The 16,772-nt window shown below is 64.8% G+C and carries 11 protein-coding genes; 2 read left to right on the top strand and 9 right to left on the bottom strand.

Going from position 1 to position 16,772, the window contains the following annotated elements; all coding sequences use genetic code 11:
- Window positions 1-20 precede the first annotated feature (20 nt).
- The 8 genes from ACW7G6_RS00775 to ACW7G6_RS00740 all read right to left on the bottom strand — a co-directional run bounded on the left by ACW7G6_RS00775 (window position 21) and on the right by ACW7G6_RS00740 (window position 11,368).
- A complete protein-coding gene (locus ACW7G6_RS00775) occupies window positions 21-446 on the bottom strand; it encodes a PaaI family thioesterase (RefSeq protein WP_456978989.1) in 426 nt (141 codons plus the stop codon).
- A gap of 23 nt (window positions 447-469) precedes the next feature.
- Window positions 470-3,025 (bottom strand): diguanylate cyclase, encoded by a 2,556-nt coding sequence (locus tag ACW7G6_RS00770; protein WP_456997357.1) that lies wholly within the window; start codon window positions 3,023-3,025, stop codon window positions 470-472.
- A 34-nt stretch (window positions 3,026-3,059) separates the two neighbouring features.
- The gene (locus tag ACW7G6_RS00765) at window positions 3,060-3,275 is read right to left on the bottom strand and encodes a hypothetical protein (protein WP_456978987.1); all 216 of its coding nucleotides are present in this window, start codon (window positions 3,273-3,275) and stop codon (window positions 3,060-3,062) included.
- 139 nt (window positions 3,276-3,414) lie between these two features.
- A complete protein-coding gene (locus tag ACW7G6_RS00760) occupies window positions 3,415-4,035 on the bottom strand; it encodes a YbhB/YbcL family Raf kinase inhibitor-like protein (RefSeq protein WP_456997356.1) in 621 nt (206 codons plus the stop codon).
- A 92-nt stretch (window positions 4,036-4,127) separates the two neighbouring features.
- Window positions 4,128-4,685, bottom strand: coding sequence for a DUF3228 family protein (locus tag ACW7G6_RS00755; RefSeq protein ID WP_456997355.1), 558 nt, complete (start codon window positions 4,683-4,685; stop codon window positions 4,128-4,130).
- 14 nt (window positions 4,686-4,699) lie between these two features.
- Window positions 4,700-5,710, bottom strand: a complete 1,011-nt coding sequence (locus tag ACW7G6_RS00750) for a zinc-dependent alcohol dehydrogenase family protein (RefSeq protein WP_456997354.1) — start codon at window positions 5,708-5,710, stop codon at window positions 4,700-4,702.
- Window positions 5,711-5,780: 70 nt separating this feature from the next.
- Window positions 5,781-10,457, bottom strand: coding sequence for an autotransporter domain-containing protein (locus ACW7G6_RS00745; RefSeq protein ID WP_456997353.1), 4,677 nt, complete (start codon window positions 10,455-10,457; stop codon window positions 5,781-5,783).
- A 320-nt stretch (window positions 10,458-10,777) separates the two neighbouring features.
- Entirely contained in the window at window positions 10,778-11,368 is a 591-nt protein-coding gene (locus ACW7G6_RS00740; protein WP_456978982.1) for a PAS domain S-box protein, read from the bottom strand.
- A gap of 211 nt (window positions 11,369-11,579) precedes the next feature.
- Between ACW7G6_RS00740 and ACW7G6_RS00735 the strand changes: the two genes are divergently transcribed.
- Both ACW7G6_RS00735 and ACW7G6_RS00730 read left to right on the top strand, forming a co-directional pair.
- The gene (locus tag ACW7G6_RS00735; protein WP_456978981.1) at window positions 11,580-14,717 is read left to right on the top strand and encodes a TonB-dependent receptor; all 3,138 of its coding nucleotides are present in this window, start codon (window positions 11,580-11,582) and stop codon (window positions 14,715-14,717) included.
- 183 nt (window positions 14,718-14,900) lie between these two features.
- Window positions 14,901-15,818, top strand: a complete 918-nt coding sequence (locus ACW7G6_RS00730) for a glycerophosphodiester phosphodiesterase (RefSeq protein WP_456978980.1) — start codon at window positions 14,901-14,903, stop codon at window positions 15,816-15,818.
- 114 nt (window positions 15,819-15,932) lie between these two features.
- On the opposite strand, the gene ACW7G6_RS00725 is transcribed toward ACW7G6_RS00730, so the two are convergent.
- Window positions 15,933-16,712 (bottom strand): FecR family protein, encoded by a 780-nt coding sequence (locus tag ACW7G6_RS00725; protein ID WP_456997702.1) that lies wholly within the window; start codon window positions 16,710-16,712, stop codon window positions 15,933-15,935.
- Window positions 16,713-16,772: the final 60 nt, after the last annotated feature.

Below are 16,772 nucleotides of genomic sequence, written 5' to 3'. Positions count from 1 at the left end.
ACGGTCGGCTGGATGAATGGTCAGGCGCCTTGCTTCGGATAAAGCACCATTTGAGTACAACGGAAAAGAGCGATGGTCTTGCCGGACTCCCGGTGCGTGACCACGACATCCCAGACCTGGGTGGTCTTGCCAAGATGCACGGCTTTGGCAGTGCACTCGATCGTTCCATCACGGGCGGTGCCGAGAAAGTTGGACTTGAGTTCGATCGTGGTGAAACCTTCTGCTCGCTCCGGAAGATTGGCGACGCACCCATAACCTGCGGCGGTATCGGCCAGGGTGACAATGCTGCCGGCATGCAGGAACCCGTTGGGCGCCATCATCTCCTTGCGCACCGGCAGCTCCGACGTGACCTCTGACGCAGAGATACCCGTGATGACGATGCCGAGATGACCGGGGAGATTATCGGCGCCGATTTTGTTGAAGTAATCTGGATTCAGCATGGGCATGGCTTCAAACACCTTTGTTCTTGTCATCCCAGGGCATGGGTTCCCAAAGCTCGGTCTTGTTTCCATCCGGACTCCCCAAGGGTACTTCCTTCAGGCGCGGGAGCGCCGCGCAACTCGCCCAGCGGCGGAATGACCAGCGTGGTGTATTCCTCGTAGTGCGCGTCGGGCAGGTCGCGCAGGGCCAGGCGCTCGATCCGGGGGGATCCGATCGGCAGCTGCGCCGCCTCGTACAGGATCACCTCGTGCTCTGCCGGGTACCAGCGCAGCAGCTTGTCGACCAGCGCCTGCAGCCCTTCGCGCTCGGCATGCAGGCGACGGCACGACAGGTCGCCGGACAGGGCCACCTGCCAGAGCAGCACCAGGCCGGCGGTATCAGGCCGGCGATCGTAGACAAGGAAATGGGTCGCCTCCATCGACTGCACGCCGCGGTGGCCCGGGTCGATCCCGAGGTCGGCGTACAGGCAGGCTTCGGCGGAAATCCCCGGCTCCATGCGCGCCGGAATGCCCTTTGCGCGGGCCTTGCGAAGCACCCCATGCGGCACATCGGCAAACACTCCCGGGTGGCCGTAGAACACCGCACAGACGTGCTTGCCGGCCTCCACCTCGGCCATGATCACCGCGTCGATCTCGCGGTAGATCTCGCGCCGGTCCTTGTCGGGCGCGTAGTAGACGCCGAGGTTGATCGCATCGGGGCGGAAGCCGTGGATCATGCCCAGCGCGAACGGGTCGACCAGGCAGAACACGACCTCGGCTTCGCGGATTTCCGACAGGCAGCGTTCGCTGGCGTGGCGGCCGAACTGGATCCCGCTGCCCACCACCACCAGGCCTCCGGCCGAATTCGCGGCGGAGCCGGCATCCCCGCTCGCACACACCACGCGGTCGCGACCGTCGTGCTTGGCGCGGTACAGGGCCTGGTCGGCCTCGTGGATCAGCTGCTCCAGCGTGGCGGTGCCAGCGCTCTTCGGGCAGATCCCCGCGCTGAGGTTGAAGCCGAACGTCTGCCCGAACACGGTGATCGGTTCGATCCTGGCGCGCAGGCGCAACAACAGCGCCTCGGCTTCGACCACGTCGGCATCGAGCAGAATCGTGAACTCGTCGCCGCCGCTGCGCCCGGCGATGCCGCGCGCACCGACGACCTCGATGATCCACGTGCCGAGCGAACGCAGCGCCTCGTCGCCGGCGGCGTGGCCGTAGCTGTCGTTGACCTGCTTGAACAGGTCGATGTCGGCGACGATCGCCGTGAACGGCCGCCCGTTGGCGCGTGCGTGCGCGAATGCCGCCTCGCCGAGCTTGCGGACCTGCTGGTAGTTGTACAGGCGGGTCAGGCCGTCGCGCTCGGACTGCCAGCGGTAGCGACGGCGCTCGCGGATCGAGCGGCGCAGCAGGCCGAACAGCAGGACCGCGGTGACCAGCAGCCCGACCACGCCCGCGCCGAGCAGCAGCTGCCGGCGCTGCGTCGCGGTGACCTGCAGCGCCGCCAGCTCCTTTTCGGCTTCCAGCAGGGCGATCTGCTGCTCCTTCAAACGGGTATCGAACTCGACCTGCAGGTAGACCAGGCGGCGGTCGCGGGCGTCGCGCTCGGCCACCTTCGATGCCGACATGGACAGCCGGAAATGGGCGAGCGCCCGGGCGAAGTCGCCGCGCCGCTCGGCCAGCCTGGCAAACAGGTCCTCGGCCTCCGCGATCGCGAGGTGGAAGTCCTGGTCACGGTAGTAGCGCAGGGTGTCGGTCAGCAGCATCCCGGCCTCGTCGAGCCCCCGGTTCAACTCGATCAGGCTTTTGGCCACCTCCAGCCTGGCGCCCCAGGCGCCGGCCGCGAAGCCCGCCGCCCCGAAGTCCGCAAGCGCCTGGCGGGCCCAGCCCAGTGCCTCGGCGTAGCGCCCCTGGCTGGCCAACATCTTGCCGACGCCGTACTTGCCGTTGGCAATGAACACCAGGTCGCCGGCGCGGGTGCAGGCCTCGATCTGGCGATGTCGCCATGCCTCCGATTCGCGGAAATTACCCGCGTGATCCTCGGCCATGGCCACGTCGGCCAAGGCCAGGCACAGCGCCCTGGGATCATTTCCGGCTTCGACGGTTTCGAGGGCACGCATCGCCAGGTCCCGCGCCTTGTCGGTCTCGTAGACGAGGGTGTGCAGATAACTGGCGGCGCCGAGCAGCCCGGCCGATTCCGCGGGGGCCTCATCCAGGTACGACAGGCCCTCGCCCAGCCAGGTGAATGCCAACGTCCAATCCTCGACGTTGGCGGCCATGCTGATGGCGGTGGTATAGACGCGCACACGCAGCGCCGCAGGCAGGTCCTGGCGCAGCAGCTCGGCCAGGCCCTGCAGCGCGGCGGACTGGTTGCCGGCGAGCCCGAGATTGCGCAGACGGACGAACTCGATCCGGTGGCGCTGCTCCTGCGAGAGCGCATCCAGCTGCGATGCCAGGCCCTCGATCTTCCTGTCGGACTCACGCCAGTGCGCGGTGACCGCCAACCGCTCGATGTCCTGGACCTGCGCCTCCAACGCGTCGTCGGCGAACACCGGCGTGGCGGCGAACACCAGTAGCAGGAGGGCGATGGAGACTAACCGGCTCATGCAGTCGCGAGCATTGGCGGCGTAAGGCGGCCAGCTACTCGTAGGCCTTGATGATGTGGTTTGTGGCGAACTTTCCGTCCGCCAGTCCAGTGAGCCGCTTGATCGCAGCGTAATCGCTGGCGAGCATTGCCTTCTGCTCGGCCCCGGACAGCCCGGCGCGCCGGACCACCGCGCCCGGATCCTTTGCATACTCCGCGGCCAGTGCGGCATCGCTGCCGAGTTTCCGCATCAGTACGAGCAGTTTCGACATGTCCCCTTCCCCCTTGAGTTGACCAGACATCCACTGCCGCATGCGCAGGATCGATCACCCCAGTCCCGCCATCAAGCCATTTGACCCTAGCATAGGCCCGTGTCCGTCTCCGTGGAGCGCGCAGGGGTACCAGCCGCCGTCAGCCGGCAGGCTCCTGCGGTGCCGCGTAAGTGCCCACCAACCGCGCTTTCCCCACGACGTGGCCACGCATCGCGTTGAGCAGCGCGTCGCGGCCGGTGTCGGGCGCGAGGTCGAGCGCGGCATCCAGTGCAAACACCTGGAAGTGGTAGTGGTGCAGGCCGGTCCCCGCGGGTGGCCGAGGGCCGAAGTAACCGGTTGATGCGTGGTCGTTGAGGCCCTGGCGCATGCCGTCCGGGTCGGCCAGCCGCGGTTCCGCGGGCAGGCCTTCGGGCAGCGACGTCGCGCCGGCCGGAATGTTCCAGGCCACCCAGTGCACGTAGGGCGCGGGCCGGTCGGCGTCGGGATCCTCCATCACCAACGCATAGGTCCGCGCACCTTCCACGGGCTGCCAGGCCAGCGCCGGCGAAATGTCCTCGCCGTAGGCACTGTGGCGCGCCGCGATTGGCTGGCCGTCGGCGAAAGCCGGCGAGCGCAACGCGAACTCGCCGGCGTTGGTGGCCTGCGTGTAGGGGCTGTCGAAGGCGAGCGCCACGCCATCGTCCTGGCAGCCCGGGGCGATGGCCGCCAGCAGGGCGGCGAGAGCGATCGGCAGGATGGTACGTCGGGGCGTGCGGTTCATGGCGCGATCCTCGAAACGGATAGGTAACTTCCCTTCGCAGGCTAGCGCACGTCGCGTTGCGCGGGTGCGAAACCGTCAAACGCGACGTTCCCCTACCCGCGCCAGTTCGCGTGCGCGCGCCAGAACTCCACGCTGCCACGGTAGGCCTCACGGTCGACAGCCACGCCTGAGCCGCCTTCGGCAACGCCCAGCGCATTGCGCATCATCGTGATGGGTGCCATCGGCGTTTCTTCGGGCTCTACCGTGTACATGCACCCCACCACGCCCCAGTCGGCGTCGATCACCGTGCCCTCCTTCGCCAGTTGGTCGCGGCGGTAGAGGATGGGAATGAGGTAATCCGCCACGGGGGGTTCGAGGCCCTCGAACCAGCGCACCAGCACCGGCAGTTCATCCTTCGTGCGCGCCTCGTAGTCGGAGCGCAGCAGGTGGCGGTTACTCTCGGTAATCGGCACCGCCAAGCAACGCGTCGACGTCCAGTTGCGGTGCACATGCAGCTTGCAGAACGGCGCGTAGCCGTCGAGCACTTTCAGCGGCGGCACATCGTTGAGATGGCGCTCGAATTCCGCGGGCGTGCAGTCCTGGATGGTGTTGCCACGCGACGCGCGCGGGAACAGGCGCGTGCGGGCGAAGTCGGTAAGGACGATGGACACGGACGCCCCGCCGCTCAGATGTCGAGCACAATTTTGCCGAAGTGCTTCCCACTCTCCTGATGGCGGAATGCGGCCACCAGGTCGTCAAGCGCAAAGTGGCGATCGATGACCGGGCGCAGCGTGCTGGCGTCGAGCGCACGCACCATGTCCTGCTGCTGGCGACGGCTGCCGACCACGAACGCCTGCAGCCGCAGGTGTCGCGCCAGGGCCAGGCCCAGCGGCAATTTGCTGTCCATGCCGGTCAGCACGCCGATGACGGCGATGTGGCCGCCCACGCGGGTCGCCAGCATCGACTGCACCAGCGTCTCGGGACCTCCCACCTCGATCACGTGGTCCACGCCACGGCCACCGGTCAGGCCGCGCACGGTCATGCCCCACTCCGGGTCCTTGCGGTAGTTGATCACCTCGTCGGCGCCCAGCTCGCGCAGGCGCTCGAGCTTGGCGTCGTTGGACGAAGTCGCGATGACCCGCGCGCCGGCCTGCTTGGCGAACTGCAGCGCGAAGATCGACACGCCGCCGGTGCCCTGCACCAGCACGTCCTGCCCTGGCTGCAATGCGCCGTGCTCGAACAGTGCGCGCCAGGCGGTCAGGCCGGCGGTGGTCAGGGTGGCCGCCTCGGCATGGCTCCAGCCGCGCGGCGACCGGGTGAACGCCATCGCCGGCGCGGTCACCTGCTCGCGCGCATAGCCGTCGATGCCGTCGCCCGGCACGCTGCCGAAGCCCTCGGTCTTTGGCTCGCCGTCCAGCCAGTCCGGGAAGAACGTGCTGACCACGTGGTCGCCGATGGCGAACTCGGTGACGCCCGCGCCGACCACGGTCACTTCGCCGGCGCCGTCGGACATCGGAATGCGGCGTTCCTTGGGCGCCATCGCGCCACTCACCACACCGTAGTCGTGGTAATTCAGCGAGCTGGCGCGCAGGCGCACGGTGATCTCGCCGGGGCCGGGCTCGACGGCCTGGGACGTGGCGATGGTGACGTGGTCGAAACCGCCGCCGGCGGGGATGTAGAGGGTCTTGATAGTCATGTCGGCCAGTCTAGACTCCCGGCCGCGCCGGCGGCGACAACGGGTGGGACAGTGAGTTTCCGCCAATGACTCAGAACCGCCAGAGCAGATTCACCGACCCGGCATTCTCACGACTGCCATCACCAAACTGCCCTGCATAACTCACGCCCAGTGTGGCGTTGCGAGAGATCGCAACATCGGCGCTCAACTCCAGCATTGCCACATTGCGCGCAATCGCCGTTCCAACAATGTTGAACGGCTGACTGCCATTGAACGCCAGCGTGCTTTGCGAGTTGATTGAACCCAGCACATGCCCCCAGCCCAGGCTGCCGCGCACCGTGCCCTTGCTCTCACCTTGCATAAACGGGGCCTGCAACCGCACGCCCAGGGTCGTGCTGGTCTGATCATCGGTTTTGGCTTGCCCGCGAAGTGCGGCCGAGCCACCGGATTCACTGAAGGCGCGCGTGTTCAACTCATTCCACGCCACGCCGGCAAAGGGTTCCAGCGTGGTCGTACCCATCGGCCATGCATAACCCAACTCGGCCGCCATTTGGCGGGTGTTGGCGCGGTAGTCGGCGTTGAGCTCCTGGCTCAAACCCGCTGCCGCGATGCGGCGCTGGCTGTCGATGTCATGCCAGGAGTAACCACCACCCGTCAGCAAGTTGAGTTTTCCGGTACCGACCTCAAACGCTTTGCCCGCGTAGAGCGTGGCGCTATAGCTGTTGATCTGGCTCTTTGAGTTACGTCCGTCGACGCGCAGTGTGCTGTCGGTATAGCCCAACACCCCGCCCACGCGCCACGCATTGCCGATCACCCTATCCGCGCCGCCAAATACTCCGCTGGTGCGCTGTGCTGTACTGGCTGCGTTGTCGTTACCGTCCATGCTCAACCAATTACCGACAACCTCCGCCCACGCCGGCAAGCCATCGGCTTGTACGCCAAGCGTACCCGGCTCCGCCATCGCGGTTAGATTGCTGCGCAGGTGCTTGAACGACAGCGCCCGGGTGCCGGCGGCGCTGCTTTGCAGTGCGGCACCGGTGCTGGCATGAATCTCACCGGACAGGTTGTCGAACACCGCCGGTGGCGCGCCCTCCGCAAGGGTTTCGATACGCCGATACAAGTCATCGACGTTGCCCAGGCTCTCCAGCGCGTTGGCAGTGGCGCGCTGGTTGGACGTGTTGGCGGCATCGGCAAAACGCATCGGCTGCGCGGGTTCCGTGGGCACCGTGGGCACCGCGGGCACCGCGGGTTCCGTGGGTTCCGTGGGTTCCACCGGCGCATCCTTGCGTACCAATTCCATCGTCACCGCGTTGGTCGCATACGCCAGGCTCGGGGTGAGATAGGCAAACACCGACTGCACTTCATCGAACGTGCCGAACACGCCCTGGTCGGCGCTCAGAATGGTGTAGCCGATACCCGCCTGATAGCTGCCACCGGGGCCCACATGCATCACGGTGCCACCGGCCAGTGTCGCGGTGCCGGTCACATTGGCCCGGCTGCTGTTGGCCGAGGCCGGATCAGCGAAGACCAGATAATGGGAGCCGGCCGCCATCGTCAAATTGCCGTCGATCGTCAGCGGTGCGCTGACATCGCCCGGCATCAGACTGCCGCCTGCCGCAACATTCGTATTACCTACCGTGCCGCTGCCGCCCAATAGGCTGCCTGAGGCGACGTTGAGCAGGGAGGACGAGGCAATGGAGCCGGCAACCAACAGGGTGCCTGCGTTCAACGCAGTCGCACCTGTATAGGTACTGATGCCCTCCAGCCGCAAGACACCCGCACCGATCTTGGTCAGCCCGCCGCTACCCAATCCACCGTCGCTGATCACGCCGGCGATCGTATCGTTCTGATTCAACCCGCCCAGCGTCAGGGTCTTGTCACCCAACACCACCGCGCCCGCACCCGACAACGAACCTATGCCGATGCCCGCGCCGGCAAGCGCACTGATATCCAGCGTGCCACCGGCATTGTTCTGCAGCGTGGCCAGATCCGCCGTCGAGTTACCGAAAAATTCGATCACGCCATCGGCGTTGTTGATGATCTGTCCCTGTCCCGCCGAGCTCTGATCAACAAACCACATCACGCCATCGGCCAGATTGACGAGGTTCGCGTTGCCGGCGCTGGCGTCGTGCAGGAGGACGGTTGAACCCCCATCGCTATTGAACAGCGTGGCATCGGCTGCGCTGGACGTACCACGGAAGTAGGTGCTGCCACCCTTCTCGTTATGGATGTTGAGCGATTGCGCGCTGACCGGGGTCGCGCCCATGGCGAGAAAGTCCAGCACGCTGCCGGCCCCGCTGACCTTGACCGCCCCGGCCCCCAAACCACCGGTGGTCATGACCGTCAGGTTTCCGCCCTGCACCTGGGTACCACCGGCGTAGGTATTGGCTTGGGTCAGCGTGACATTGCCGGCGCCCGTCTTGACCAGAGTGCCTGCGCCATCGATCACGCCATGCAAAGTGAGCATGCTGCCGGCGGCCGCATCCACGGTGCCCGCGGTGGTCAGCGTGATCGCGCGGCTGCTATCGAAACTCGCGGTGCTTGCCAGCGTGCCGCCACTGAATGTCAGTCCACCCGCGGCGCTACCCAGATTGGCATCGCTGGACACCGACAACACGCCAGTACGAAGCTCGGTGCCACCGCTGTAGGTGTTGCTGCCGGCCAGGACCAAGGTACCGAAATCAGACTTCACCAGGCGGCTGGCGCCGGTCAGCGCCGAGGCAAGCGTGGCCGTCATGCCTGCGCTGCTGGTCAAGCCGGTGCCCACGCGCACGATGGTCTCGCCGCCCACGCCTTGAAGCGCGATCGCGTCGCCTTCGATCCGATAACCGTCCGTGGTGAACTGCATGCCGGTGACGCCAATCGCGCCGGCCGCGTTGTCCACCGTGACCGTATCGGCCGCGCCCTGGAAGACTGCAAATGTCGGATTTGGCTGGAACGCACCGTTGGCTGCGGCACTAGCGTCAGTCCAGTTGTCACCGTCAGCGCGCCAGGAGCCTGCGCCGCCATCGATCACGCCATTGTTGTGGAGCGTCGTATTGCCGCCATCCCAGAAGCCGAGATCTGCACCCGCCGCGGACACCAGATTGATCTGGTTGGCGGCGGCGGTCTGGACATGGAAATCGCTGGCTGTCATCCCGCCCGGCATGAGGCCGATCGCAAGGCCGTTGTCGGTCAACGTGCCCGCGTAGTCGAACAGGCGATAGACGCCTGCACCAAAGCCGCCCTGGTTGGCCACATGGAGGGTGCCGTCCAGGATCAGGTTGCCTGCCACATCAAACAGCGCAGCAGTCGGCGCACCACCCAACGCCACCTTGATCGCACTGCCGTCGTCCAGAGCGAGGTTGCCGCCGATGGCAAGCGTCTGGCCTTGCGTGCCAGCCAGCACCGCGTCACGGGAGATCGCAACATCGCCGCCAATCGTGCCAACACCGGCAAGCGTGCCGGCCGCATTGGCAAGGACATCGCCGCTGAAATGACCGTCCACCTGAAACCGGCCGTTGCTTACCGTTGCCCGATCACTGGCCAACTGGTTGGTCACCACCAGCGAGCCACCGCGCACCGTGGTGCTGCCGCTGAAAGCCGAGCTGTCGCCGCTCAGCGTCAGCGTGCCCGCGCCCTGCTTGTTGAAGCTGCTGGCCAATGCCGATGAGAATCCCGTGCCCACCCCGATATTGAAGCCCGCGGTGTCAAACCAGGCGCCTTCGGCACCCACCGCCAGCGTGGAAAAACCTGACAGATAATCCGATTGGTTTTCCATCGCCTGCGCGATGCCGCCGTTGAAGTCGAGCGTGGCATTGCCCGGCCCTTTCATGATCTGACCGGTGCTGAGAACGCCACGCCCACTGGTGCTGTCGCCATTGAGGTTGAGCGTGCTGGTTGCTCCAGCGGCCGTACCCATGGTGATGCTTGGACTGACTACTTGCCCGCGCTTCTCGATGGTCAACGTGCCGGTACCGACGTGGCCCAGATAGAGGTTATCTAGATTCGTCCAGATCGAACCCGCACCGGTGACTGTGACCGTGCCGACGCTATCCCCCCCCAGACCTAAATAACCGACGATGTTGGACACCGTGCCGCCATCGGCAATGGTCAAGCTACCTTGACCTACGGAACCAACCTGTAGTTGGCCAGAATTGATCCAGCTCGATCCCACACCGGAGACAGTGGCGCTACCACCTGCCAGCTCCGTCCCTATGAAACCGGTGCGGCTTTCAACCTTGCCACCATCCAGGACATTCAGCGTGCCGGAGCCGGCACCACCCACCATAAACTGGTCCAAACTCGTCCAAATCGAGCCGGGACCGGTCACGGTCAGGGTGCCGGTGCTTCCGGGCCACTGACCGATCATCACAAAACCCGGGTTGCGAACCCTGCCGCCCTGCTCGACGGTCATCGTGCCGCTGCCAGCAGCGCCCACAATGAAAGCGCTTGAATTCGTCCACGTCGAGCCCACGCCGGTCACCTTGACCGTGCCGTCACTTCCCGCGTGCCTTCCGACAAAAGCCCCGCCGCTGGAAACCGTGCCGCCGCCCTCGATGTTCAGCGTGCCAACGTTGGTGTCGCCAACAGAAATGGTGCCCGCGACGTTCCATGGATCCGCGGGGGCCGGAAAAGCCGGCGTCACATCGCCGCTGACGGTCACCGATTGCGCGAGGCTGGGCTGCGCACAAACCAGGGTGGCGAGCACCACAGCCACGGCCTGGGCAAGCGGAAGCAGGCGCAGCCCACCGTTGTGGGACCGCTGGGCTTTCTTGGGGTACTTCATTGTCGGTTTCCTGATTGCTTGAATGATCAGCAGGCATGTATCCCCGCATGTCTTGGCTGACAGCCGGGCGCGCAGCGTCGATAGAAGCTTCCGCCCCGCTGACGATGCAGACATCCACTGGTATGCCCCTGGGGGCCGGTGTCACGTTGTTCCCATGCCAGACGCGCTTGGAAGCAACGCCGCGTGCACAGATCACGGCATGCTAGACAGCCGCAGGCCATTGCCCAATCCTGCTAATCAGCAGGATTGCACCCTGTCATTGCAACGGGGTGGGCAACCCGGATCCCATCACAAGGGAACTCCGGCGGTGTTGCATGACCTCAGCCGGCCGGCTCATCCCGCAGCGGCTTGAGCCACAGGCTCATCAATCCCGCACGGCCACGCACACCGAGTTTCCGGAAGATGCCGGTGATGTAGGAATGCGTGGTGGACAGAGCGAGGCCGAGCTTTTCAGCGATCTGCTTTTCCGTAGCATCGGAAAGTAGAAGCTCCAGCACTTTCTGTTCGTGCGGTGCTAGACCGGCCACTGCAGGCACGTCCCGCATGGTTGGCGCCTTGATGCGCCTCAACCCGGTGATATCACGGGCAACCCCGATACGCAGGCCCTCCGCTTCCAGCCACCGCGCCGACCACATGAGGTGGACTTCTTCACCGTTCTTGTGGAGATAGCGGTTCTCGAACCCGATCCTCTCGTTGGCCTTCATGACATCACGTGCTTCATGCAGGGTCTTGTCCCGGTCCACCGGCGCCACGAGATCCAGCATGGATCGTCCGACCATCTCGTCGGGCCGGTAGCCGAAAATACTCAGGCAAGCAGCGCTTACGTAGGTGATCCGATGGTTGGAATCGACCATGAAAACAGCATCCGGCAATCGGTCATAGAAGCTCAATGCACCGTCACCCATTGCCATGCTCATTTTTTCCAAAGGACGATGCCGAAGCATGTTACTTGAAGCAAGAGAACTGAACGCTCAAAACGCTTCCTGATCCCGGCGCCAAGTGATGTTGACCCAGCGGGCATTGGTCGCCTCGTCTGTCACAAAAATTTAATCTGCCAACGTGAAGGAAACCGCCAAGTGCACCGTCATCAATGGGGTACATCCTCCCAACAGGAATCCCGCAGTGCGCTCAACCTCCTCCCGCTTGGCCATCTCGATCGCCGCCGCCATGGTTGCGATCTCTCTTTCAGCCCCCCTGCATGCACAAGACCAGGTGCATGAATTCAACGTTCAACAACAGGATGCGTCGAGCGGGATCCGCGAGTTCGCGCAGCAGGCTGGCATCCAGGTCATCGTCTCCGGCGACGACGCTCAAAACCGCATCGTCAATGGCGTGTCGGGAACGCTGCCACCGCGCGCCGCACTCGACCGGCTGATCGCCGGAACGGGACTGACGGTTCGCTCGTTCGACAACAACGTCGCGGTCCTGGGCCCGGAACCCCCGGCGACACCAAGCGCCACCGAGGCGTCCGGGGAGGATATTTCAACGCTCTCCAACGTGGTGGTCACCGGCTCGCGCATCGCGCGCCCGGAACTGGAATCGTCGATGCCCATCGGCGTGATCGACATGGACCGCGCCATGAGCCAGGGCAAGACCACTCTGTACGAAACCGTGCTGCAGGACGTCGCGGTCGGCCCCGGCAACGGCCCCTACAACAGCTCACCCGAAGGCCAGTACGACGGCGGCATCGCGACCATCGAACTGCGCAACATGGGCGTCGCCCGCTCGCTGACGCTGGTCGACGGGCGTCGTCGCGTGTCCAGCGGCCAGTCCTCGTCGGCTGTCGACATCAACATGATCCCCGCCGCGATGGTCGAGCGCATCGAGATCATCACCGGCGGCGCGGCCGCGGTCTATGGCGCAGATGCCGTGACCGGTGCAGCCAACATCATCACCCGGAAAGATTTCGAAGGGCTGGAGTTCTCGGCAACCACCGGCACCACCCAGGACGGCGGTGGCGACAAGACCCAGTTCTCGGTCGTGGCCGGCACCAGTTTCGCCGACGGTCGCGGCTCCATGATGTTCGGCGGCACCTGGGCGAAGAACGACCCCATCCACTACTACGACCGTTATTCGAAGGGCACGAACCTCAGCTATCAGGTCAACCCGGAAAACACCGGACCCAACGATGGCATTGCCGACCGCATCATCCGTTACAACACCACCAACATGTACCTGCAGCCGGCACCGACCATCTACGCGGGCGGGGACACGTATCTGTTGAACCCGGACGGCTCGGCCTACGTGGGCGCCTACGACACCTGCCATTCCGGTTGCGGCACTTCGCGCGATGGAGGCGATGGCGGAATGCCGCAGAGCCAGCACTGGAGCGACTTCCTGATCGCGCCGATCGAGAACGCGTCCCTCATGGGCCGTTTCGACTATCAGTTGACCGACCGGCTGAACTTCGGCATGAACTTCGACTACGGCCGCTCCAAGTACGATTCCTACCGCCGCCCGTACCGCGACGACGACCGCCTGACCTGGCTCAACGGTGCCGGTGGCGCGGTTGCCTACCTGGACAACCCGTTCCTGCCCGACTCCTTTCGCGACGTCATGCTGGCCAATGGCCTGGAATCAACGGTCGTGCAACGCAGTTATGAAAATTTCGGCCAGATGACCGATCACAGCGACCGCCAGACCTTCAACATCGGCAGCTCGTTGGACGGCGAGATTGCCGCTGGATTCCAGTGGGAAGCGTTCTGGCAGCATGGCCGCAGCACCAATGACATCCACGCGAACAACGTACCGATGGCCTCACGCCTGCTCACCGCCCGCGACGTGATCGCCGATGAAAACGGCATTCCGGTGTGCCGCGATGAAGCCGCCCGCGCGCTCGGCTGCGTGCCGCTCGACGTCTTCAGCACTGAAGAGCTCAGCCCGGAACTACGCGACTGGATGATGGCCACGCGCCGCAAGCATCGCGAACAGAGGCAGACGATCTTCGGCGGCAGCCTGGCCGGCGAGCTGTTCTCCCTCCCGGCCGGTGAGGTGCAGGCAGTGCTCGGCATTGAGCACCGCAAGGAATCCATCCACAACGTCGACGACAATGGCGCCGCGGCGCCGGCCAATGAACTGTCGCACCTGGGCACCTGGGCACCCTACGAGCCGGAACTTGCAGCTTCCAACGACGTGTCCGAAATCTACGCCGAACTGGTGGTCCCCGTGTTGAAGGATCTGCCCTTCGCGCACCGCCTGACCGTGGAAGGTGCGTACCGCTATTCGGACTATAGCGACTTCGATTCCACCAACACCTGGAAGCTGGGAACGAGCTGGGCACCGATCGAGAGCCTGACCTTACGCGCCACCAAATCCAGGAGCGTGCGCGTTCCGAACTTCGGCGAGTTGTACTCCGCCCGCGCCGTGCAGGAGATCGGCGTGCGCGATGCATGCCTGGAAACCAGCTACCAGGCCAACCCGACCCGCATGGCCAACTGCGCGGCGCTGATGCAGCAACTGGGCGTTGACACGCCCTACCTGCCCAGCGAGATCGGAACCGGCCACGTCATCACCGGCGGCAGCCAGGACGTCACCCCGGAGATCTCCGACAGCGTCAGCGCGGGCCTGGTCTGGCAGCCGCAGTTCGTGCGCGGCCTGGACCTGACCCTGGACTACTGGAACATCAAGCTCGACAACATGATCACCGCGATCTCGCGGCAGAACATCCTGAATCTGTGCATGGACCTGCCCAGCAGCGACAACGAGTTCTGCGATCGCATCACCCGTGATTCGCGCGGCTACGCCGAAGGCGTCGATACCAGCTACATGAACGTGTCCGAGTCCGAGGCCAAGGGCATCGACCTTGGGGCGAACTACCGCTTCGACCTTGGCCCGGGCCGGCTGAGCCTGGGCCTGCGCGCCAGCTACCTGCTCAAGTACGAGACCACCACCCTGCCGGGGGTGGACACCAGCCGGATCATCTACGACGGCGGCTACCAGAACCCGGACTTGCGCGGCAACCTGTCGATGAACTACGACATCGGTGACTGGGAAATCGGCCTGAACAACCGTTACTGGGGCAAGGCGCTCAACTACACCAACGTGTCTGTCGAAGCCTACGACGGAAACAGGCTTCCGGCGCGGCTCTACAACGACCTGACCGTCGGTTGGCACATAAACGAGCACGCCACCTTCCGCGTGGGCGTCAACAACCTGTTCGACGCCCAGTCGCCGTATCGGCCGCGCACCTACGAGGGTGGCGGTGGTGTTTACGACGTCTACGGCCGCTACTTCTACGTCAACGCAAAGCTCAGCTTCTGAGGTCGATCCGTTGGGACGACGACGCCACGCCACGGCGGCATGGCCTGTGAAGCAACACTTCAGATCAGGAGACGCACATGAACATGATTGCAAACAGCCCGCTTGCAAGCGCGCTGACCGCGCATGGCAGGAACTGGTGAACCTGTTGCAAACCGAATATGCGAACCGTCGAGGAGTAGAAAAATGAAGCGTACAAACATGTGTGTGCTATCCGCGAGCCTGGCCGTGGCGCTGTCGGCCTGCGCCATGCCCAATACGGTCTGGGCAGAAACGGTCGCCCCGGAGACAGCCAGCCAGCCGTCCATCGCCGCACACCGGGGCGGGGCGATGCATCGCCCCGAGAACACCATCAGCGCGTTCGACCACGCCATCGAGCTGGGCGTGGATGTGCTGGAGTTCGACATGGTGATGACCAGCGACGACGAGCTGATCGTGCATCACGACGCCACCATCAACCCCGACATCTGCATTCCCGACCCGAGCTCCGACATGGTGGCCGGGCCGGTACGTGGCCTGACCCTCCAGCAGACCCAGCAGTTCGACTGCGGCACGAAGGTGCGCGACATCTATGCCGTGGAAGGCCATGTGGCGGTTCCGGGTGCGCGTATCCCCACGGTGGATGAACTGCTGGGACGCTTCCGGAGCAAGGACGTCGTCTTCTACGCCGAGACCAAGATGCCCAAGCCCACGCCGGGCATTGCCGATGTCGATCCGGTGACGTTCGCGACCCTGGTGGATGCGGTGGTCCGCGCTCACGGATTGCAGGACAGGCTCATCCTGCAGTCCTCCGATTACCGCACCATCGACGCCCTGCACACCATCAATCCACGCATCCGCACCTGCCTGCTGGGTGCGCACAACTGGGGCCATCGCGATTTCCTGACAACGCTGCAGCAGCACCATGCAACCTGCATCCTGCTGCGCGATTCCATAGTCGGCAAGGAAGACGTGCGGGCGTTGCAGGACGCGGGCGTGCAGGTCTATTCGGAAGTCGTCGACACACCGGAGGCCTGGCGCAGGTACCTTGACCTCGGCGTGGATGTCCTCTTCACCAACCACCCGGAAGGCGCGATCAAGTTCGTGGAGCGACAGGGCCAGTAATCGGGACAATGCCGGCGGCAGCAACTGCTTCACCGGCTTGTTTTGGAGCTTCGCTTGATCCGTCGATGACATCGGTGCGTCCCGACGCCATTCACCCGGGTTGATGGCCGGCAGTTACGGGGCGCGTTGCGCCTCGAGAATGATGATTCCATCCCCATGGCCCACTTTCGCGCCTGCAATGGCGGCCGCGGCCTGGGCGAAGTGTTCAGGTTCATTCGCCTTGAACAGACCGACGACCCTGACGTCGCCGATGGCCGGGTCCCGCACGACGATCTGGGTGCGATTGACGCGGTTGAAGCGCTTCGCCGCGGCCAGGATCGATTCGTTGTCCAGTGATATCTGCCCGGGGTTCAACGCCTGTGGCATGGCCGCGTCGGGGTCCAGCGTCACCTGGTCGCCAGCGTTGAGGATGATCGCCCGGTCAGCCTGGCCGTCCGTCCAGACCAGTACGCTGCCGTCGGACACCTTGACCGCCGCACCCGAGACGCCAACCCTGGCGACCGAGTACACCGTACCCACCGCCTGGGCGAACACCTCGCCGGAGCGGACCTGGAACGGGCGTTTCGGATCCTTGACCACATTGAAGACGGCTTTATGGCTTTGCAGGGTCACGGTGCGGGCGCTGTCCGTCATCTCCACGGCGACCCTCGCACCGCCGACGAGGGTGACAATGCTTCCGTCCGCCAGGTCGATGTCCTGATGGGAGGCGGTCGGAGACGACTTGGTCGGCCAGAGCCTTCCCGGCGCGACGGCGATCGTCGCGAGCAGGCATACAGCGATCGCCGCAAGGGCGAACCGGCGACGCCGGGCGGTCGGCGCCTGTTTCGGTCCATAGTCGTTGTCGTTATCCGACTCGAGCACCGACGGGCCGCGTGCCACGGCGGTTTCGATCACGTGAAGTGCCGCCCGGGCGCGCAACAGGGCGCCCCGATGACGGCGGTTGGCCTGCAGCCA

This window comes from Lysobacter sp. A421, from assembly GCF_054052145.1.
This window is presented reverse-complemented; position numbering and strand designations above follow the sequence as displayed.

What these genes read in the sequence shown, in the direction of transcription:
- ACW7G6_RS00775 (WP_456978989.1), bottom strand. Translation starts at nt 446, where the DNA reads ATGCCCATGCTGAATCCAGATTACTTCAACAAAATCGGCGCCGATAAT.
- ACW7G6_RS00770 (WP_456997357.1), bottom strand. Translation starts at nt 3,025, where the DNA reads ATGAGCCGGTTAGTCTCCATCGCCCTCCTGCTACTGGTGTTCGCCGCC.
- ACW7G6_RS00765 (WP_456978987.1), bottom strand. Translation starts at nt 3,275, where the DNA reads ATGTCGAAACTGCTCGTACTGATGCGGAAACTCGGCAGCGATGCCGCA.
- ACW7G6_RS00760 (WP_456997356.1), bottom strand. Translation starts at nt 4,035, where the DNA reads ATGAACCGCACGCCCCGACGTACCATCCTGCCGATCGCTCTCGCCGCC.
- ACW7G6_RS00750 (WP_456997354.1), bottom strand. Translation starts at nt 5,710, where the DNA reads ATGACTATCAAGACCCTCTACATCCCCGCCGGCGGCGGTTTCGACCAC.
- ACW7G6_RS00745 (WP_456997353.1), bottom strand. Translation starts at nt 10,457, where the DNA reads ATGAAGTACCCCAAGAAAGCCCAGCGGTCCCACAACGGTGGGCTGCGC.
- ACW7G6_RS00740 (WP_456978982.1), bottom strand. Translation starts at nt 11,368, where the DNA reads ATGGCAATGGGTGACGGTGCATTGAGCTTCTATGACCGATTGCCGGAT.
- ACW7G6_RS00730 (WP_456978980.1), top strand. Translation starts at nt 14,901, where the DNA reads ATGAAGCGTACAAACATGTGTGTGCTATCCGCGAGCCTGGCCGTGGCG.